This is a genomic window from Terriglobales bacterium (assembly GCA_035567895.1).
GTDB lineage: Bacteria > Acidobacteriota > Terriglobia > Terriglobales > Acidobacteriaceae > Gp1-AA112.
Window position 1 is genome coordinate 1 of the sequence record DATMPC010000036.1, and the last position, 19317, is coordinate 19317.

General features: G+C 55.3%; 14 protein-coding genes and 1 pseudogene. 4 read left to right on the forward strand and 11 right to left on the reverse strand.

What is annotated here, in order from left to right; genetic code table 11:
- Positions 1-182: 182 nt before the first annotated feature.
- Positions 183-443: a helix-turn-helix transcriptional regulator gene (locus VNX88_08615; GenBank protein HWY68713.1), complete on the reverse strand. Its 261-nt coding sequence runs from the start codon at positions 441-443 to the stop codon at positions 183-185.
- A gap of 918 nt (positions 444-1361) precedes the next feature.
- Here VNX88_08615 and VNX88_08620 point away from each other — a divergent pair.
- On the forward strand, positions 1362-1880 hold the full coding sequence (locus VNX88_08620; protein ID HWY68714.1) for a MarR family transcriptional regulator: 519 nt from the start codon (positions 1362-1364) through the stop codon (positions 1878-1880).
- A 65-nt stretch (positions 1881-1945) separates the two neighbouring features.
- Here VNX88_08620 and VNX88_08625 read toward each other — a convergent pair whose 3' ends face one another.
- Both VNX88_08625 and VNX88_08630 read right to left on the reverse strand, forming a co-directional pair.
- Positions 1946-2485: a hypothetical protein gene (locus VNX88_08625; protein ID HWY68715.1), complete on the reverse strand. Its 540-nt coding sequence runs from the start codon at positions 2483-2485 to the stop codon at positions 1946-1948.
- Between the two features lie 421 nt (positions 2486-2906).
- Positions 2907-3563, reverse strand: a complete 657-nt coding sequence (locus VNX88_08630; protein HWY68716.1) for a TetR/AcrR family transcriptional regulator — start codon at positions 3561-3563, stop codon at positions 2907-2909.
- 81 nt (positions 3564-3644) lie between these two features.
- Here VNX88_08630 and VNX88_08635 point away from each other — a divergent pair, with 81 nt between their 5' ends.
- Positions 3645-4493 (forward strand): nuclear transport factor 2 family protein, encoded by an 849-nt coding sequence (locus tag VNX88_08635; GenBank protein HWY68717.1) that lies wholly within the window; start codon positions 3645-3647, stop codon positions 4491-4493.
- Between the two features lie 435 nt (positions 4494-4928).
- Here the strand turns inward: VNX88_08635 and VNX88_08640 are convergent, their stop codons facing one another.
- On the reverse strand, positions 4929-6350 hold the full coding sequence (locus VNX88_08640) for a TIGR03118 family protein (GenBank protein HWY68718.1): 1422 nt from the start codon (positions 6348-6350) through the stop codon (positions 4929-4931).
- A gap of 1128 nt (positions 6351-7478) precedes the next feature.
- On the opposite strand from VNX88_08640, the pseudogene VNX88_08645 reads away from it, so the two are divergent.
- A pseudogene (locus VNX88_08645) lies at positions 7479-8305 on the forward strand (SDR family oxidoreductase).
- Positions 8306-8782: 477 nt separating this feature from the next.
- Here VNX88_08645 and VNX88_08650 read toward each other — a convergent pair.
- The 3 genes from VNX88_08650 to VNX88_08660 form a co-directional block, all read right to left on the reverse strand.
- The gene (locus VNX88_08650; protein ID HWY68719.1) at positions 8783-9511 is read right to left on the reverse strand and encodes a DUF899 family protein; all 729 of its coding nucleotides are present in this window, start codon (positions 9509-9511) and stop codon (positions 8783-8785) included.
- Between the two features lie 120 nt (positions 9512-9631).
- Positions 9632-11140, reverse strand: coding sequence for an alkaline phosphatase family protein (locus VNX88_08655; GenBank protein HWY68720.1), 1509 nt, complete (start codon positions 11138-11140; stop codon positions 9632-9634).
- Between the two features lie 142 nt (positions 11141-11282).
- Positions 11283-11432, reverse strand: a complete 150-nt coding sequence (locus tag VNX88_08660) for a hypothetical protein (protein HWY68721.1) — start codon at positions 11430-11432, stop codon at positions 11283-11285.
- Positions 11433-11707: 275 nt separating this feature from the next.
- Here VNX88_08660 and VNX88_08665 point away from each other — a divergent pair, with 275 nt between their 5' ends.
- Positions 11708-11899, forward strand: coding sequence for a hypothetical protein (locus VNX88_08665; protein HWY68722.1), 192 nt, complete (start codon positions 11708-11710; stop codon positions 11897-11899).
- Positions 11900-12295: 396 nt separating this feature from the next.
- Here VNX88_08665 and VNX88_08670 read toward each other — a convergent pair whose 3' ends face one another.
- The 4 genes from VNX88_08670 to VNX88_08685 all read right to left on the reverse strand — a co-directional run bounded on the left by VNX88_08670 (position 12296) and on the right by VNX88_08685 (position 19265).
- A complete protein-coding gene (locus VNX88_08670) occupies positions 12296-13027 on the reverse strand; it encodes a hypothetical protein (protein HWY68723.1) in 732 nt (243 codons plus the stop codon).
- Positions 13028-13070: 43 nt separating this feature from the next.
- A complete protein-coding gene (locus VNX88_08675; GenBank protein ID HWY68724.1) occupies positions 13071-14936 on the reverse strand; it encodes a S8 family peptidase in 1866 nt (621 codons plus the stop codon).
- 78 nt (positions 14937-15014) lie between these two features.
- The gene (locus VNX88_08680; protein HWY68725.1) at positions 15015-15146 is read right to left on the reverse strand and encodes a hypothetical protein; all 132 of its coding nucleotides are present in this window, start codon (positions 15144-15146) and stop codon (positions 15015-15017) included.
- Between the two features lie 1002 nt (positions 15147-16148).
- Positions 16149-19265 (reverse strand): multidrug efflux RND transporter permease subunit, encoded by a 3117-nt coding sequence (locus tag VNX88_08685; GenBank protein HWY68726.1) that lies wholly within the window; start codon positions 19263-19265, stop codon positions 16149-16151.
- Positions 19266-19317: the final 52 nt, after the last annotated feature.

Consider the following 19317-nt stretch of genomic DNA (forward strand, 5'->3'; position numbering starts at 1 on the left):
CGCCGTGATACTGGCCGTGATTTTGGTCATCGTTGTGGGCACAATACGGCTGATCGGCTCAAACGCCAACACCGTCTTTTCGCAAGCGGCTAGTACTATCCAATAACTGCCGATTCGTCAAAACGTAAAGGGCGACGCCTCAGGTCTTACACCTAAACAGGGGCTTTATTTGGCATCAAAGACTAAGCAGGTGGTATTCCCACGCCTCCACCAACAGTGCTGGCGGCATCGAATCGTCGAGCCTCGTACCACAGTGCGAGTTCGACTCGATTCCAAAATCCGAGTCTGTCGAAGATGCAGCGAAGGAGGTTTTTGACGACGTACTCAGTGGTTCCGATTGCGGCAGCGATATCTTTGTTCTTGAGTCCTTCTGCAACAAGTTCGATGACGCGCTGTTCGCGCGCGCTGGGTTCATGTCTTCCGTAGAGTTCTGTTCCTGACACTTCTGTCTCCTGTATAAAAACGTTGCCAACTTCACTCGCTTGACCCCACCAGTGATTGCAAAGCGTAGGAACATCCTGTTGAAGTGTGCCTTGACCGTGCGCTTAGCTATGCCTAGTTCTTTTGCGATGTCTTCGTTCTCGCACCCTTGGAGCAGCAGATCAACGACCTGCTGTTCTCGATCACTCAAAAGGACGGGTTCAAACATCAGGCTCCTGCCTCCATCTGAGGGAATGCAATCTTCCCCCTGACTAGACCTGTGAGGCAGTGCTTTGCAATCTGCACTGCCGCATCATAGGTCCGGGGGAAGCACTCGAACAAAAGTACAGGTTCGTCTTTGTTTTGGGAGGGCCTACGGTCCCATACTTGAACGACGTGCTTCTGCTTGCAGAGCTTGTTTGGAGACGAGGAGACGAAAATCTCGGCCCTGAATCGACCGTGCGCGATTTGGTTCAGAGGCTTGGTCATCACTCGGCCCCCACCGCTGTCGCAACCTGCGGCTCGTTGTCTCTAACAATGTCTGGGCAGGGAGTCTGACGAATCGCAGCGCGGATAGCCATGAACTCGCTGCGCGCAGCGGCTCGACACTTCTGATGTTCCGGGTCTCCAATATGCTTGCAGGAGTCGGATAGGCGGAACAGAGTTTGTATTGAGTTGCCGATCTTGATTTTCTGGTAGTACTCAAGGGCCTGTGGAAGGGTAGTGCGTACAAAACCAACCAAAACCTCCGCCTCATTTCTTGGTAACAGGATTTCGCAGGCAGTGCCCGAGCCGGAGGCATGCCTGCAGTTCGTATGTTTAAAGTATCATACTACCGACACACGTTCATAAAAGTCAACCCAACGTCTGTGGACATCTTGCAAATACTGCCAAGAGTGTGCAGTGTCGATGGTCACTATCGTGTATGATGTGCCCAGGCTATGAATGACAACAATCCCATCAAGACATTCCCCGCAGTCTGGAAAAGCTACATCCTTTTGTACAAACTAGCGCTCACCATTGTCGAGAAAAGGCTGGAAGAGTACTACGGGGAGGGCCAAGGGGTCGAATTGAGAATGGTGTGGGTTCTCATGGCGGTCCAGGAACACACCACGAACCAGAGGGCACTAGCCGCGAGCTTGGGCATCAACAACAACGTGATGGTAGACCTACTTGACCGAATGGAAGAGAAGAGCTTAGTCACACGCACGAGGAATCCTGAGAATCGCCGCGAGCATCTCTTGCGGCTCACCCCACGAGGGAAGAAGGTGCTGAAATGGGTGTATGACAGCTTCGATGAGGGAGCCAAGCAGGCATGGAGACCATTGACCCTGAAGACGCTAGAACAGATCAACGAATTCGCCATGAGCATCATCGACGGGCACTATCAGGAATTGGACGAGACGTTGGAATTAACTGATCTCGGTCATCGTAAGCCCCCACCCCCACTACCTAGGTAGTGATTTTTAGTGGCTTCCGGAGGCATGTGGGGCCGTTGGACATCGCGTTGCCGAACCGTCAGAGACTACTGGGAGGAAACGGGTGAAGACCAGTGGGCGTCGCGGAACTGCCAGCGTCCCTCGCGGTACTCTGCAAGTCCAGTAAAGTATCCCGTTTCGGTAACGCCGTGCCCGGCGGTGTCGACCTGAATCTCGCGCCATGAGACCGCGACGACGGCGAACTCGTTGGTGAGCGGATCGACGCGCAAATCATCTCCCCAATTCAATTCAATGTGACGGATGGTTTGGGCGAACTTGCGAGTACCGTCCTGTGCGGCGGCAGTATTCGGGAAGGCCATCTGGCCGTTGACGGCCATAAAGAATGCGCGACTCGCATCGAAATACTTTATCCAAGCCGTGGGGCCATCCTGAGTGACGGAATGGGCGACGGTTTGCATGAACGCGCGCACGGCTTGGTCAGCTCCGTCCGGGGTCACGGAGAGGGAATGGCTGGCGCCAGCTCCAGAAGGAACGCAGGCTGCCAACGTGATCGCCAGCAGCAGAGAACGGATTCGCAACTTGCGCGAAAGGAACAGAACAGGAAGAACGCGCGTCGAAGACAACATAGAAAACCTCCATCGACCGACAAGCCGGAATAGCGAGGTATAACACAAAGGGAATCTAGTGCGTCAATTAGCGAAAAATCCCCATTCCGCTCACAAGCGCCGGAGGTTCCCGGTTCCTTCGTGAGTTGTCGGCAAACCATAAGCTATCCAGAAACGGGCTTCGAGGACCAGAAGCCGACTTCTGGCCCGTGGAGGGTTTCAACATTCAAGTGAAGACTGCCTTTCTCGAAACGGATTACTTCCGGGTTGCCCGTCATTCACTCCATTGGTAGTCTAGCCGCAGCCGTGTCTCTTGAAGCGGCCTTCCACGAGTTGAGGGGCTAAAGCAGAGGACCACAATAACGGCAACGATGAGAACGGGGTCGTCAGGACGGTCCTCGTTTCCCTTTGCAGCGAGAGTTTGAATCGTCTCCTTCGATCATCAGCCAGCAATTTTCAAAGGCGGGCAGCGTCGGGTGGCAAGGGAACTGATGCGTGCCAATATCGTTTCCCGTGCTGTCGATATCGCCTTTTTTTGATCTAGCAACTGCAAGGCCCAGTGTGCTCCCACAGCCATAGAATAGATTTCCAACACGAACTGAGCCGCGTTGATATCGGCCTTGATGTGCCCGGCCTTCTTCGCGTCTTCAACTGCGCGAGTAAGCGTATTCAACCAAGCTTGCATGGCTTCTACGATCGCCTCGCGAACCGCGCCTGGCCGGCTATCAAATTCAAATGATGCTGCAGTAAAAAAGCAGCCTCCGGCAAACACTTTGCGCTCAACATGGCTCAACCAGCGGTCGCATAGGCTCCACAATCGTGGCATCCCAGCCGATTCAGCTAGAGCCGGGTGGACGACATAGTCGACGAAGATCTGGCGCGCCGTCTTTACAGTTGCCAGTTGCAAGTCCTCTTTGGAGCCAAAGTGAGCAAACAGGCCGCTCTTGCTCATCTTGAGTTCGTCGGCTAAGCGCCCGATCGTCAATCCCTCTAAACCTTCAACAGAGGCCAGGTCAACTGCAGCACGCAGTATGCCTTCTCGCGTCCGCTGACCCTTGGGTAGGTTGGCGCGTGTTTGCGTTGATGCGGAGGATCGCATGCGAAAAATGTAGCTCGTTGCCAAATAATAGCACGAACGTTCGTTTTTGTGAGATACTTGGTCCTGCTTCCGGAGGCTCTCATGCCCCGACTCGTTGTTCCGCTGCTTATGATCGCCGGCCTTGCTTCGTGCATGCAGGCCGAGGAGATTCCGCTCGAGACCTGTGACCGCCTCCCGGTCGTGCAAAGCAGCATCGCCGGAATGAAGTTCCTCTTGCTCGTGGATACCGGGGCGACATCTATGCTCAACTTAAAATCGTTTCCGCATGGAGATGCACAAAGGATTTCAGTCACTTCCTGGACCGGAACCGCTCAGACCAATGCCCAGCAAATCGTCATCGGCGATCTGGCTGTGGGTCAGCATCATTTCAAGAATCTGAAACTGCCTGCAATCGATCTATCGCCGATTGGGCGTGCTTGTGGCCGGCAGATTGACGGTATCTTTGGGATCGATTTGTTGGTGAAGCTGGGAGCCACCGTCGACCTAAAGGAGTCGGCTGCGCGACTCCTTGTGGGTACGGAAAGCACCAAGGCACGCGTCGATGAGTTGCATGAGCAACTCGTAGGCTGTGAACAGGCATTCAATCGCGCAGATGAAGGAGCCTTTTCCGACTGCTTAGATCCGAACATTGTGCTGTTCACCGTGGCTGGAGACTTTTACGGGCGCGACGCAGCCATGAACTACTACAGACAACGATATTTCCAACAGCATCCGCCGGCACAGCTCGCTATTACGCCGCGCGCCCATCATCCTCTGGGCGAGGCCATTTGGGTCGAATACGATTTGCGCATCGCCGTGGCCCATCAAGTGATCGTCGCCCGCGGCACGGCGTTATGCCAGAAAAGTGAAGGCAAGTGGCGAATTCTTCATATGAACCATTCCAGTCCGCCAGCAGAAGCCTTCGCTTCCGAGATCAACCCGGGCAAATAGAAGCGCGAAGAAGCACCACCCAGATGGATCGAAAAATCAACTATTTGGCTGATTTCCTTTGTTCTGGACCAGGGGGTCGGAGGTTCAAATCCTCTCTCCCCGACCATTCCTCATTTTTGCCCTCTGGAAGATGTGGGCCATTTCATGTATCTAGAAAAGCCCGCTGAGTTCAAAGCAAACCGGTTCCAGCAGTCGAAGCAGTCTGGATGTCCGCTAGGTTCAGATGCCACGTATTGCGATACAACGATCCTGCGCTGAGAAAACTGCGAATCAAACCCCCGTCTCGGGAACTATTCTCCCGGGCGGTTCCCTTTTGGGTCTACCCGTGCGCCGGTTGGCCGAAGTTCTTCGGGTTCATCAGCATTCAGTTTGAAACCGAAGTTGGCAGTCATGATTTATGGCTCCTGTTGATGCGCAGCGTTCGCAACACGCTAGTCAATGGCCCTGATCGTGCGGTACCGTGACTGTCACCGTCACGCTCGATGAGAGGGGCAGTTTGTCTTTACAGGAGATTTCGACAGTGTACAGACGCCCGTCGCCGCCTCCATTGCGTGACGCGCGTAGCTCCACCCTGTGGGCATCAACCACGATGGAGGAGTCGGCTGTGTTGTTAATACCGCCACCGGAATCTGCTGCCGTCACGCTGAGAGAGCAAGCGGGAGCCGCATCACAGTCGTCGCTGACGGAGTAGCCGATCGTCACATGGACGAACTTGTTGTTGGGCGGCCAAAGCACATTGGGACTAGCAGAGGCACCGCTAATCACTGGTCCATGACATGTCGACAAGCTGCCGAAGAGTCCGTGCTGCTGGGCTTGAATGCCGGCGGAGAAATACAAGACGCTGGAATTGCCACCAGCCTTGTCGTTGCCGAAAATTAATGTCCAGAGGCCATCAATCGACAGCGGTTTGCCGTCGGTCCCCTCTAGCAATCCGAGAAATTTGCCGTTGTCTGCTCCGGGCGCAAGACTGAAAGCACTGATGTTGCCCGGGCCGCTAGCAGCAATTCCAGTGTTAAAGTTGCCGACCAGAAGCGCGTTGCTGAACTTGCCGAAATCGGCCGGGGCGACCGCCATACCCCAGGGATCGAGAAGCGTTCCGCCGGTGGCAAATCGCTTGATGAAATTGCCATCGGTGTTGAACACATTGATGGCACCGGACCCGACCGCCTCTGGGTTTGTCGGTGTATAGCTAACGTAGAGGTCGCCGTTGATATTGGCGATATTGAACGGGACGAGGCCGGCCGGGAGATTCGGATCGGTGAAAGTGCCGGGGAGCGTCGCCTTGGCAAAAGTGTGGTCCCAAACATCAATGCGGTTGCCGGCTGCATTAGCCGCATAAAGGAATTGGACCCCGGATCGCAACCCTAACGCGAGTCCCGTGTACGCCGCTGGCATCGATCCGGTTGCTCCGAGTTGGGCTTGATGGGAAGGGGCCGGCGGCGGGACACCCGGACTCCACCCGTAAATGTTCCCATTTAGTCCTGCAAAGAGGAAGACCGACGCTCCGCTGGAGGTCCCGGAAGTGACCGTGAAATCAGTGGCAACACCATTGAACATCTGTCCTGAGGGAACAGGAACGTTCACGATTAGTGAATTCGCCGTCACTGCGCCAGTGGTTGGATTGACTGAGTAAAGAGTCGCTACCGACTTTCCCGCGTCTGAGACCCAAAACGGACTGCCGTTGCTGTGGGACACGCCCCACGGATTCACGAGATTCGAGTCCTGCACCACAGCCATACCTGAAATATCAGAAACCAGGTTTGTTTGCTTGAAGAACTGCGCGCGGACGGGCAGCGTCAATAGGAATCCTGCCAACAAGACAGCGACAGAGACGATCTTCTTTCTTCTTCGGCTCATGGCGTTTTCTCCTATTCTGAGGTATCGAATTGAATGGCTTGTTCAAAGCCAACCCCTATTCCGGAAACAACTGTGCCGGAATTCCCATTGTGGCCGTTCACTCTCACGGCTCGGTAGTTCGCGATACCGGATCAGATTTGTATCGCCTGCCGTGGGCACGTTTCAAAGTGGGAGACGACCACCCATCGATGAGGCGAGGAGACAGAGTGAAAAATCTAACAACGGGCCGAGGGCTCGGCCAAAAAACCGTTCGAATTATGCTCGCGGTGTGGTGAGCTGTCAACCCGGTTTTAGTTGTTCACGCACGTCAAAGATCGTTCTTTGGTTAAGCGAAGACGGGAGATTGGCTTCGGTGGTGGCAGCAGCTCAGCCGTGCGATCGCGCGACTGATGGGAACCGCCCGACCTTAGTCTACGGACGGCGCGGTGCCGAGTTCTGACTGGTTTGTCGGCAAACAGGAAGTTGGCCATAAACGGGCATCTAGGAAGTTTCGTTCCGCAGCGAATCCGCCGATTCTGAACGAGTCGTCGGCCATCCGGAATGTATGGTCCGCCGCTGTGTCGCAAGCGAAAAATGAAGTGACAGGTTGGTCCGCGCAAATGTATACGGCCTTTGTTGGAGCACAAGGCTCCTGGCCATGATGGAATGCGCTGCGCTCTCTTCCTATTTAATTAGGCAGTCTTGGAAGACTTCTTCCCAATACAGGTTTGGAGAGCGCCGGGTTCGACCGTTGTGCCATCTCATGGTTCGCCAGCAGACCTGGCAGAAATCATCAAATCCGTAGTAGCCGCTGGTGTGCAGATGTGGGAATCGCGCATGCGATTTCCAAGCCGGACCTTATTAAGTACCTTAAGGATTCCTTTGGCCGGGTGCCCTACCCTTGCGGTTTTCAAGGGTGGGTTACGAGAACGTGTCCATTTCATGATTTCCTCAGTTCCATTTGTTGGAGTAGGTTCCCGATTCGAATCAATGACAATCTGACTACAACACACCCGGCCGAGACAAGGACAACCGGGGACAACGGATGACTGTCCGCTAGTTTGCTAGAAGCTCCGGAGCTTAGCACCCTCCCCATTTGACGGAGCTCCTTCAGCGAACTAACATGCTGCGCGCAATTCGGAGGTGTTTATGTGTTTTGAGGGAAAGACTGCTCTGATCACCGGAAGCTCACGCGGGATCGGCCGCGGCATTGCGTTGAAATTGGCGGAAGGAGGCGCGCGCGTCGCCGTTCATTACTACCGGAACCTGGAGGCTCGCAGGCAACGCTGGACCAAATCCGGAAACTCGGCTCTTCAGGAATTCTGGTGCAGGCGGACGTATCCAAGCCGGAAGAAATCCGCCGCATGTTTCAGCAGGTTCGCTCCGAATTCAAGTCGCTGGATATCTTCGTCGCGAACGCGCGCCCCGAAGCTGCGACGTTCTACCAGGCTCCGATGGAGATCACGCTCGACAAGTGGGACACCGCCATCGATTCCCAGGCCAAAGCTTTCCTTGTGGCCGTGCGCGAGGCGGCTCCCATTATGTCGACTGGCGGACGCATCGTCGCGATCTCGTTCGCGCCCGGCGGACGCTTTGGAAGCTGGCAGCCCTGGGTAGCGATGGGCGCTGCAAAGGCGGCAATGGAAGTCTTGGTGCGCTACTTCGCAGTAGCTCTGGCGAGCCGAGGCATCACCGTGAACACCATCAGCCCCGGCTGGATCGAAGACAGCGTTCTGAACAGCCTGCCCGAAGCGTTCCAAAATGGTCTTCGTGATTGGCAGGAGCGCGGATGGACTCCAATGGGTCGTCTCGGTACCCCAGCCGACATCGGCAACGCGGTAGCCTTGATCTGCTCCGAACGGGCCTCCTGGATCACAGGTCAACTCATCGACGTGGACGGCGGTGCCTCGTTGGTCGATGCCCATCTCCCGCTGGAGTTCCAAGGCATCGCCAAACAGGCAAAGGCCGCAGCCTGACATGGCAATGACAAGAAACCGGACAGACGGAGCGTTGTCTCTCGAAATCCTCAGGAGAATAACGGGAACGTCTCGTCTGGAAGGTGTGAAAAAACTGACTCTGATTTCGCGTTCGGAAACATTGCGTTTAGAAGCCCTACGAACGATTCGTTGGACGCTGGGTGCCCCGGCCTTCGACTTGTTTTCCCTTAATGAACCGGAAAGAGGGTGCGCTATCCTCCGTCTGCCGCGGCGGAGAGGATGGGAGAGAAGGGTGTCGACGACTCGTGGTTTTGATCTTGCTTTTGATTCTCTGCAATGGACTTAAATCCTGCGTCATGCAAGAAAGTTGAGACGTATTCATGGCGCTAACGATCTGATCAAGTCCATTGCGCAGAACCAAGAGCAAGATCTGACTAGCCTCGACCCGTACGGTAATGCACGCGTAGACCCTGTGCTGAAATGGTCGTTCCTGTTTTAAGACTGGCTCGAGGTGAACTAGGCGGCTTGGACTTTGGTACCGTAAGCAAGGCTGGCGTACCAGCTGCCTCGGCCTTGCGGGGTGAGGTCCATAAAGTGCCAGATAGGAGTGAGTAGATCGATGCCACGCTCCTGAATGTCGGGCGCCATCCTGGGATGCGCTGTGTAAAAGTGACGCACGGTACCCTTGGCGTCGCGCGTGAAAACGGAAACGGTTGAGTCCTGACCGCCTTCGCGGTCTTCGCTGCCTAAGTCGTATTTGAAAGTATTGTTGCCGGCGCTAAGGAGGCGCAGCTTGTCCCAGCCCCGTTCGCGCGCGTGCGAGCGCAGCGTCGGGAGATCGGCGGCAGCGACAACAGCGAAGTCAAGATTCTGAGCGAGATGATGGGCGACACCATTCGCACCGTCGAGCCATGCGGTGCACATGGGGCAAGCCTTCGTCTGCCTCTTTCCGAACATGAAGTGATAGACGACCAGCGAGCGATTGGGCTTGGTGAAGAGTTCGCCGAGTCGGACGGTGCGCACAGGCGCATCACCAGCGTTGAGGTCACGTGGACCCTCTTCAAATTGATAGTCCTGAACAGCAGCACCTTCCGGAAGACTGCGGCGCAGCTCAGCGACACGTTCGCGCTGACGCATGAGCTCGATTTCGGCAAGGCGAAGCTCCGCGCGCTTGGCCAGATACTCGGAAGATTCGTTGGTCAAATTGGTTTGCCGAAACGTTCCATCAATTACTGTGTGAACCATGATGGTGGCCTCCGCGTGTCATTCTCTCTCAAGCAGTAATGACGTGCAATCGATGGTTGACTCACAGAGGCGCCGCAGACAGCCCGGGTGCCACATCTTTCCTTGACTGTGTCTTCGTGTTCACTGTGGAGCAACTAGATCCGTTTTCGGGTGCTCCGGCAAGATTAGAGGTGGCAGCGGTCTGCGATTGAAATCAAAGTCATTGACCAAGTCACCGAGCTGCGGTGCATTTTCCCGCACGGTTGGGCGTGGATCCGGCCTGCCATCGGTTTTTGGGTCGAGTCGCATTCCATTCAGGAAATCGTCCTCGATGAATTTCAGGTAGGCGTCAAAGCTCAGCGTCTGCTTATCGATAAACCCGCCTTTGGCAAAAGGGGAAATCACCAATCCTGGCACGCGGAGACCATATCCATTCTCGTCCACCTTGGGGGGCACAACATGATCGTAAAAACCGCCCCAATCATCCCAAGCCAGGAAGATCGCAGAGTCTTTCCAATTTGGACCTTTCATCACTGCGTTGATGAGGCCGGTTACGAAAGCCTGCCCGACACTCACCAGCGCAGGCGGATGCTCGCTGACTTCACCCGAGGGAACAACCCACACGACTTGAGGCAGCGTTCCCTTGCGCGCCTGCTCATAAAAGTTCTCAATGGGCTGGATTCGGTCGAGCTCGCCGTCGTTCTTAACCGTGTCGAAATACGGAAGTGGATTCCAAATACCGGGTGTTCTGGCGTTTTGTTTTACCGGCGGACAGTTAACTTGTGAGTCGTCCTCGCAATCCGGTTCCGTTCCCTTCACCACGTAATATCCCCAGCTTACGTGATTTTTGTGCAGTAGATAAGTGAGATCGGTCCAGGCGTAAATGGGCCGCGTGCCAGGTGGACCATTCCGGGCTTCACCTCCGAAGGCAGCATTCGTTCGACCACCGAAATCCGGGGGTATCCCCGGAGCTTGCAGAGCATTCGTGCAGCTCTCGGGCTTGTCATGCTCGGTGCAGAAAGCCGACCACCCAGAGACCTGGAATAAATGTTCGGGCAAGCTCCACGACGCGTTCGGCTCGAACATATGGTCCTGGAGCACGAATTTTCGCGCGTACGCCCAGTAATTAGGGATCTCCCCCTCATCGTGGTAGCCCATTACGTCGGAAGGTGACGAGGGATCACAAACCGGACTGTTTCCAGGCAGACAACCCCTTCTGCCCCGCGGCGCTGCCGTCGCACTGACAGCCTGCGCAACAAAGCCGTCCATCTTGCCTTCGTCGATCGCGGCGAGAGCGGCTTTTTCCCCATGTGGTCCGCCGCCATTGGCGTCCTGGGAATCGTGGTATGGCTTGATGCATCCTCCATTCTTCGGATCAGGATTGCATACCGACGGCACACCACTTTCCATCGGGAATCCCTCCGCCCCAGGGTACGTTCCGAAATAGCTGTCGAACGATCGGTTCTCCTGCATGATGACGATAATGTGTTTGATCCTGTGAATGCCGTCGTCTCTCTTCTTCGCCTTGGCGAAAGCTGGATAGAGAATAATCACCAGCAGCAGACTTGCAGAAGCTAGGCCCAGTAGCGTGTAGCGCGCGAAATTTAAGCGAGGCTGGTTCGATTGAGGGCCAGACGATGACAGCATCATCTTTGTACCTCCGAGTCCCGGGCAGCTCAGTCAACGATTCGTGGTTTGATGGGGCAAAAGTGTAACTCCAATTGGAACGCGAGGGAATATTTCTCGTAGCCTCCAAGGCCAGCAGAAAGTCTTGGCGCTGAAAGAAGAGAATCTACTGCACCAACTCCGAACCGAGCCTGAACAGATTCGTCAGTTCCATTACGACGTTTTCCGGTGCAGCATCTTCGTGCAAGTTCAGAGTAATGAACCGCTGCCGGAACGCTGAAGGAGCGATGGCATTCTTCAGCTCATAATCGATCACTACTGCACCGAAATCGAAGAAGTCAGTCTTTGTCCAAGCCTCATCGAGGCCATGTGCCGCAATGAGACGAAATCCTACTGAGTGAATGGCGTCCTTCAGGTCGGTTCAGTCGTTCTTCGTTTGCACAGACAAGCAGGATAGTCACGCGCTGAATTTGGGGTGATGCACTGCGAGTGTCAAGGTGACTCGGGTTGTACGTGGCACGTCGGCTGCGGCTCCGGTGGCGGACAGTATTGTGCCAAGGGCATCCTGACTCGGTACTATTCCGATACGGAATGCGTACTGTTATGCCGCGTCGTCCGTCGAGTGTCGTCCAAGGAATCGTTAGAGAAATTCGCGAACCGGAGCCACTTGTCCACGTCTGGAGTTATGTCCCCAAACGCCTGCCTGAACGTCTCCTGGAACTGCTCAAAGGACTTCTGCGGCTCTCCATTTATTTTGACCTGCATGGAGTAGCTCAATGGTAAGCGGACAAGATACTCCAAAGAGCAGGAATACGAACAGCAAAAATTCAATTAAATCTCGGGACTGCGAGTCACCGCTTGCCTGTGGTAGCTCGCGGGGCGATGCCTGAAGGATCGAGCACGATGCCAGCTATTTTTCTTCGCAACCTCTGGATTTGCCGGGTTCTATAAATGGCGATGCCGAGCACCTCTCTCCGATCTGATCAGGAGAAGTGTTTGCTCTTGACATCGCCATTTATAGAACCCGGCAGATGACTCGTCCGGAGTGTCTAGTCCGTCGGTAGTTAGCTTGGACCTGGACTGAGGATTCTTTCTCTATATCTGTCTTTGGATCAGGGGCAGCCCTCAGGGGCTGCCCCTTCGCTTTGCAGGGTCAACACAGTTTTTTCTTGCGCCGAACTAGTTTCCCGCCACAGCCGCGGCACGGCCCGCTACTGCCGGTACCGGAGCCGATTCCATGGAGCCATCGAAGTAGCGTCTATAGGAGTGAAAGACTCCGAACATTACCGGCAGCACGAACAGCGGAACCTGCCAGCCGACCTTCACCGTTGCCGCGAGAACTAACCCGGCGATCGCCGCGCTAGCTACGAAGTATGGGAAGGAGAGTTGGAAGAGGTCGCCCCAAGTCTTCACAGCGCTCTTCGCTTCGGTGAGCGAGATAACAATGGCAACGGGCATGGTATTCACTACGAAGAACGCACCCGCAGCCAGCACCAGCAACAACGCTTGCGAACCAGTCATGTTGTTGAGCGCCGGCGAGCCGAACATCATGCGCGTGGCTCCCACTGCCAGGGCCATGTTGCTGAAGTTGAAGATCGCCTGCACCGTGTTGAACTTCTGCGTTGCCCGCGGCAGGCACTGAACGAAAGTCGAGAAGCACGCTACCGCTAGAGCTTCCGACGCGCTCATCTCGGCCACTGCGACCAGGATGAACGGCAAATTCACTGACATGCTTCCAGTGAGTCCGGGCAGCTTCACTTTCAACCGCGCTGCCAGGCAGCCTACCAGAAGGAACGACACAAAGCGCACACGATCGGCCGATTGGGCGTGCATGGCTGCGTTAGCCAGCACTGCGAGGCCAGCGAGGATGACGAGAGCGATGAAGAACTGGGCTGCTCTAGAGATTTTCATTTGTGACCTCCTTTCGCTTTTCATATGAGTTTCTCTAGCTCAGCTAGAACTGACTGTTATCGTCGTCGAGCTGTCCCCAAACTACGCTTTCTCCCCAGACCACGCTGCAGGCACTGTCGTCTAATTGCCCCCAGACAACGGATTCGGCAAAGAGTATCGAACTGCCATCGAGCGCCGCTTGACCCCATACAACAGAGTTAGCCAATACGGTTGAACTCGAACTCCATACTGAAGGTCCGTAAACCACGGAAGGAGTGTTGACCAGCTTGGTCGTGCCGGTCGTTGAGTCGTAGACGACAGCCGGAGACGTTGCGCCGCCGCTTACAACCGTGTTGTCGGCCAGCGCCGCCTGTATGTCGAGATAGCCCGCGCCGTAAGTGAAGAGATCGGGCTGAGTTGTGTAGGCATTCCCCGCAAGGTCATACGTCGTCATTGGAGTCTGCGGATAACCCTTCCAGGCGTTCTTCATCATCAGAGCTTTAATCGAATCTGGCGTCGCTGATGAATTTGCCTGGATCATCAACGCGGCCGCACCGGCTACCACCGGAGTTGCCATGCTGGTGCCACTCAGCTCCATGTACTGACCGGCTGCAGAGACTCCGCAGACCGTTGGATCTGAAGTTGCTGCGCCGCACATTGCCGCCGGAGTAAGCAACAATCCGGCTGGAAGTGACGTGGCGATCGTGCTTCCCGGAGACTCTAACGAAGTGATCTTGTTACCGGGAGCGACTATGTCGGGCTTAGCGATATGGTCGACGAGTGACGGACCTTTTGAACTGAAGGTGTCGATCACGTCATCGGTCCGCGTCCAAGTGTTAACCGGGTTCATGGCTCCTACGGTGATGACGTTGGGATCATTGCCAGGAGCCTGGATCGTGCCGTAACCTTTTTCGCCGAAACTGTTGTCACGTCCCAGGTTGCCCGCGGCGACGACCACCACAATGCCCGCCTGCCAAGCCTGCTCTACGGCTTGGCACAGCGGATCCACCGTGTATGACTCGTACACCGGACGTCCGAGTGAGAGGTTGATCACGCGGATGTTGTACTGATCTTTGAGCTGGATGGCCCGATTAATGGCCGCGATCACTGAACTGTCGCCTCCGCCGCCATTCGCATCAAGCACGCGAAGATTAATGATGTTGGCGTTAGGTGCGATTCCGACGTACTGCTCGGCGTATCCCAACCCGGAGTCATGACCATTACCCGCGGCAATGCCGGCCACGTGCGTGCCGTGACCATAAGCATCATTCGTAGTGGGATCGTTCGGCACGAAGCTTTCGCTGTAGACCACACGCGATGCGGTCATGTCGGCCGTCTGAAGGTCGTCGTGCCGGTAGACGCCGCTATCGATGACGGCGATTCCGATTCCGCTACCGTCGACCCCATAGTTCTGGCGTGCAACGGGCGCGTTGATCGGGGCCGCAGCATCGTCCCACATCGACTTGTTACGGCGATCTGGGGTTACGTAGAGAACGTGATCGTCTTGCAACAGGCGATCAAGCGCTGCTACCGGAATGCGAACAGAAGCGCCGTGCACAGCGCCGAATTCCCGCTTGAAGGTCGCGTGCAGGTCGCGCTCGTATTTGGCGCGATGGTCCTGCTTGAAATGTGCATGCGCGGCAACGACGGTTTGCTTTTTCCGATCGCCATGAGGCCCGCTATAGAGCTTGTCATTCGGGTGAAAATTCTTGTCGTTCTCGAATGCATCCGGCTTGAACTGGACAATAACGTCCACAGTTCCGTCCGGATTCACCGGGAAATTGTCGATATCGGGCGCGGCTTTCGGACCGTGCTTACTCTTATTGGCCGCGACGCCTTCCGATACCAAGCTCAATAGCACGAGCAGAACAGGCAGACACGTATGACCAAAGCGAGTAATTGCGCCCCGGTTTGTGCGTTGAGTTTTCATTCGAATCCTTCTTACTCCCTGTGAGAAGGTCTGGCTTTTTGCACCGCGCTTGAAGCGCGGGTTAAAGAGAAGGACTGCCTAGGAGCCCCAAACGGCCGAGGCTACTGTGCTGAGCACGTGCTTCACATGACGGGAGGAAAGGTTCAACCCAGCGATGACAACGAACGTCAGGCTGAGCAGGAAAACGATGATTTTGCTGCTCTTTGCCATAGTGGTGAAAGATCGCTCACCTGTTTAGGAGCAAGCAAGAAACCAAAGTTACGCAGAAGTTGTGCCTTTATTTTTCAACGAGTTGGACAAATGGCGGAACTCGGCAGAAAGGACACTTTGTCCGCTGAGACACTGCACCAAAGTGGTACACAGGCGGCCAAATAGATGAAAAGGGCACGGTTGCGCCGGCTGTGCCAATAAGGGACATTTTGTCTCTGCAACCGCCCTGACCCCAGGAACTTGGCTCCCCATCCGACGCTCATCCAATTTGCTTCGAGTGAGTTTTTGAAATCCGGCTGGTCGCCGAGGTTTGCATTTCAAGAACAGCACGGTCAAGGCCCCAGCCAGCAGTAAAACGGCTCCTTGGAATCAAGAGATCGAAGTTCCTGGACTGATGGTCGGCAAACAGGAAGTTATCCAGAAACGGGCTTGTGAGTAATAAAGAAGCAGCCCCCGGTTTGTCGGCTATTCCGAAATTATCCACCGCGACGAATCTTTCAACAGAGGCTTGGAATCTGAATTCCCAAATCTGTCTTTTCTGAAAAGCATCAAGAGAGAAGATCTTCCCTTATCTTCCCTTAACCATTGGATTGTCGCTCCAACGGTTCGACGGAGGCTGTTGCGTAGCTGTCGAGGGGCATATTCTCCCCTCAGATTCGGAATCTCGCGGTCTGAGGGGAGAATCTGCCCCTTGCCCTTTGGGATTTCGACCCAAAGGTTTGAGGGCACATGATCGTTGGATTTAGCGCCCAAAGGTCGAGGGAAGATTAGGGAAGATTAGGGAAGAATAAGGATTCTGACGGGTATTTTTTGATACTTCAAAGCTCGTCCCTGTCCGCGCAGCTCGTTGAAAATACGTTTAAGCGCCGCGCTCATAACCCAAAGGTCGGTGGTTCAAATCCACCCCCCGCAACCAACCTTTCCAGGTCTGAGAATTTTCCTCCGTCGCAGATTCCAATGATATGAAGCATCTGAGCCTTGGATTCGCCTCGCTCCCAGCAGCTAATCTCCTGCCGTAGGCTGCACTCGACGCGGGCCGAGCTTGGGTCTGCGAGCGAAGCGTAGGCGGAAACGGTCGAGATAGAGGTAAATCACAGGTGTGGTGAACAGTGTCAGCATCTGGCTGACGAGCAAACCACCTACGATGGCGATACCCAGAGGACGGCGAAGTTCGCTTCCCGTTCCGGCACCAATCGCCAGCGGAAGTGCGCCAAACATGGCCGCCATGGTGGTCATCATGATAGGGCGAAAGCGCAACAAACAGGCCTCGCGCACAGCGTGTTCAGGTGATTTGCCGCCTTCGCGCTCGCTCTGGAGCGCGAAGTCGATCATCATGATGGCGTTCTTCTTCACGATACCAATCAGCAGGATGATGCCGATCATCGCAATGACCGTGAATTCCGTGTTGGTCAAGAGTAGGAAGATTAACGCACCAACTCCGGCTGAGGGTAAGGTCGACAAAATGGTGATGGGATGAACAACGCTTTCATAAAGCATTCCCAGGACAATGTACACTGCGGCAAGGGCAGTAAGGATGAGAATAGGCTCGCTCTGTAAGGACGCCTGAAAGGCTTGTGCCGTACCTTGAAATCCACCGTGAATGGTGGAAGGCATGCCCATCGTGCGGACTGCATCCTCAACCGCTGCCTCTGCTCTGTCGAGCGAAACATTGGGAGCCAAGTTGAAGGAGATGGTTACAGCCGGAAACTGGCCCTGGTGGGCGACGGCAATTGCGGTTTCCGTAGGCTGAAAATGCGCAAACGCGCTAAGCGGGACCTCAGTCCCGTTCCGGGAATGCACGTAGATACTCCTAAGCGCCTCTGGCCCCTGGCTGAACTTCGGATCGACCTCCATCACCACGTGATACTGATTGATACCGCTATACATAACAGAGACCTGGCGCTGACCGAAGGCGTCATAGAGCGTGTTGTCGATCTGCGCAGGCGTGATTCCGAGACGCGATGCTGTCTCACGATCGATTACCACGGTGACTTCGAGGCCATGATTCTGCTGGTCGCTGGCGACGTCACGCAGCTCCGGCATCTGGCGCATCTTATCGCTGAGTTGGGGTGCCCATTGCAGCAGGTCCTGAAGGTTGTCGCCCTGAAGCGTGTACTGGAATTGCGAATTGCTTCCACGCCCGCCGATATTCACGTCCTGCACTGGAACCATGAACAGTTGTGCGCCGGGAATCCTTGAAAGTTTAGGGCGCAATCGGTTCACAACGTCGAAAGCCGACTCTTTCCTTCCTTTGCCGAGCGGTTTGAGTTGGATGAACATGTTGGCAGAGTTCGTGCCTCCCCCGCGCCCTCCGCCGCCAGTGAAGCTGATCGCGGTGTCGACTGCGGGGTCTTTCAGCACAATGCTGTTCAGGATTTGCAGCTTGCCCTTCATCGCCTCGAATGAGACGTCCTGTTGGCCAAGCATACCGCCGGAGATTCGGCCGGTGTCCTGTTGCGGGAAAAATCCTTTCGGGATGATGTAGTAAAGGTAGATATTCAGCGAAATGGTAAGAAGTGTGATTACTAAGACCAGCGGCTGATGGTCTAGTACCCACTCGAGTGAATGCCGGTATCCGTCATGCAACCAATTGAAGGCACGCTCACCTGCGTTGTACAGCCGCCCGTGCTCCCGGCCATGCTCGGAGCGCAGGAATCTGGCACACATCATGGGCGTGGTGGTCAGCGAAAATACGAGCGACAGCAGCACAGCCACACTGAGCGTGACAGCGAACTCACGAAACAGCCGGCCCACGATACCGCCCATAGCCAAAATGGGAATGAACACGGCGATGAGTGAGGTGCTCATTGAGAGCACGGTAAAACCAATTTCTTTCGCTCCCAGCAATGCCGCGGCCATGGGCTTCATGCCCGCTTCGAGATGCCGGGTGATGTTCTCGATTACCACGATGGCATCGTCCACGACGAATCCAGTGGAGATCGTCAACGCCATTAACGACAGATTGTCGAGGGTATAGCCGGCGAGATACATCACTCCGAAGGTTCCAATTAAAGACAGCGGGACAGCAACGCTCGGAATGACCGTGGCCCACCCGCTGCGTAGGAACAAGAAGACAACAAGCACGACTAAGCCCACAGAGATCACCAGCGTGCGCTGGACATCAGTAACGGAGGCTCGGATGGTGGTTGTGCGATCCATGACAACCTGTAGCTTTACCGTCGGCGGCACGCTAGCTTGCAATTGCGGCAGTAGCTCACGAACTCGGTCCACAGCCCCGATAATGTTCGCCCCAGGCTGCCGCGAAATCACCAGCAGCACGGCGGGCTTCCCATTTGCGAGACCCGCATTCTGAGTGTTCTCAACGGAGTCGCGAACATCAGCAACTTCGTGCAAAAACACTGGAGTTCCGCTTCTGGAGGTCACGATCAAGTTCTGATATTCGTTCGCTTTGAATATCTGGTCGTTGGTATCGATGCTCCAGGTGTTCTGGACACCGCTTATCTGACCCTTAGCGGAATGCGCGTTCGCCGAGTTGATGGCTGTGCGCACGGCGTCTAAGCCGACGTTGAGCTTGCTGGTACGTAAAGGATTCACTTCAGCGCGTACTGCCGGCCGAGAACTTCCACCAACGAAGACATTGCCGACGCCCTGCACCTGCGAAATCTTCTGTGCAAGCACTGAATCGGCGATGTCGTACATCTGCGGTTGCGTTTGTATGTCGGAAGTCAACGCAACGATCATGATCGGCGCGTCGGCTGGATTCACCTTGCGCCAGTTAGGATTGCTCGGAAGATTCGGAGGCAACTGTCCGCGCGCGGCGTTGATGGCGGCTTGAACGTCGCGTGCTGCGGCGTCGATATTTCGGGTAAGGTCGAACTGCAACGTGATGCCAGTTTGCCCCAGACCGCTCGAAGAAGTCATTTGAGTAACGCCAGCGATGCGTCCGAATTGCCGTTCGAGGGGTGTTGCTACCGCCGACGCCATAGTCTCAGGACTTGCTCCAGGCAAGCTGGCGCTCACCGAAATCGTGGGGAATTCCACTTCGGGAAGCGGAGCCACTGGCAGCTTGCTATACGCGAGGGCCCCCGCGAGCAAAACGGCAAGACTCAGCAACGAAGTGCCGACTGGTCTGCGGATAAATGGAGTCGAAATACTCATCTAGGCGAAAGCCGATTCACCACGGAGGCACGGAGACACGGAGGAAACTAGA

Excerpts from the sequence above, each read along its gene's own strand:
- VNX88_08620 (HWY68714.1), top strand. The coding sequence starts at position 1,362 with ATGAATGACAACAATCCCATCAAGACATTCCCCGCAGTCTGGAAAAGC.
- VNX88_08625 (HWY68715.1), bottom strand. The coding sequence starts at position 2,485 with ATGTTGTCTTCGACGCGCGTTCTTCCTGTTCTGTTCCTTTCGCGCAAG.
- VNX88_08630 (HWY68716.1), bottom strand. The coding sequence starts at position 3,563 with ATGCGATCCTCCGCATCAACGCAAACACGCGCCAACCTACCCAAGGGT.
- VNX88_08635 (HWY68717.1), top strand. The coding sequence starts at position 3,645 with ATGCCCCGACTCGTTGTTCCGCTGCTTATGATCGCCGGCCTTGCTTCG.
- VNX88_08640 (HWY68718.1), bottom strand. The coding sequence starts at position 6,350 with ATGAGCCGAAGAAGAAAGAAGATCGTCTCTGTCGCTGTCTTGTTGGCA.
- VNX88_08650 (HWY68719.1), bottom strand. The coding sequence starts at position 9,511 with ATGGTTCACACAGTAATTGATGGAACGTTTCGGCAAACCAATTTGACC.
- VNX88_08655 (HWY68720.1), bottom strand. The coding sequence starts at position 11,140 with ATGATGCTGTCATCGTCTGGCCCTCAATCGAACCAGCCTCGCTTAAAT.
- VNX88_08665 (HWY68722.1), top strand. The coding sequence starts at position 11,708 with ATGCGTACTGTTATGCCGCGTCGTCCGTCGAGTGTCGTCCAAGGAATC.
- VNX88_08670 (HWY68723.1), bottom strand. The coding sequence starts at position 13,027 with ATGAAAATCTCTAGAGCAGCCCAGTTCTTCATCGCTCTCGTCATCCTC.
- VNX88_08675 (HWY68724.1), bottom strand. The coding sequence starts at position 14,936 with ATGAAAACTCAACGCACAAACCGGGGCGCAATTACTCGCTTTGGTCAT.
- VNX88_08680 (HWY68725.1), bottom strand. The coding sequence starts at position 15,146 with ATGGCAAAGAGCAGCAAAATCATCGTTTTCCTGCTCAGCCTGACGTTC.
- VNX88_08685 (HWY68726.1), bottom strand. The coding sequence starts at position 19,265 with ATGAGTATTTCGACTCCATTTATCCGCAGACCAGTCGGCACTTCGTTG.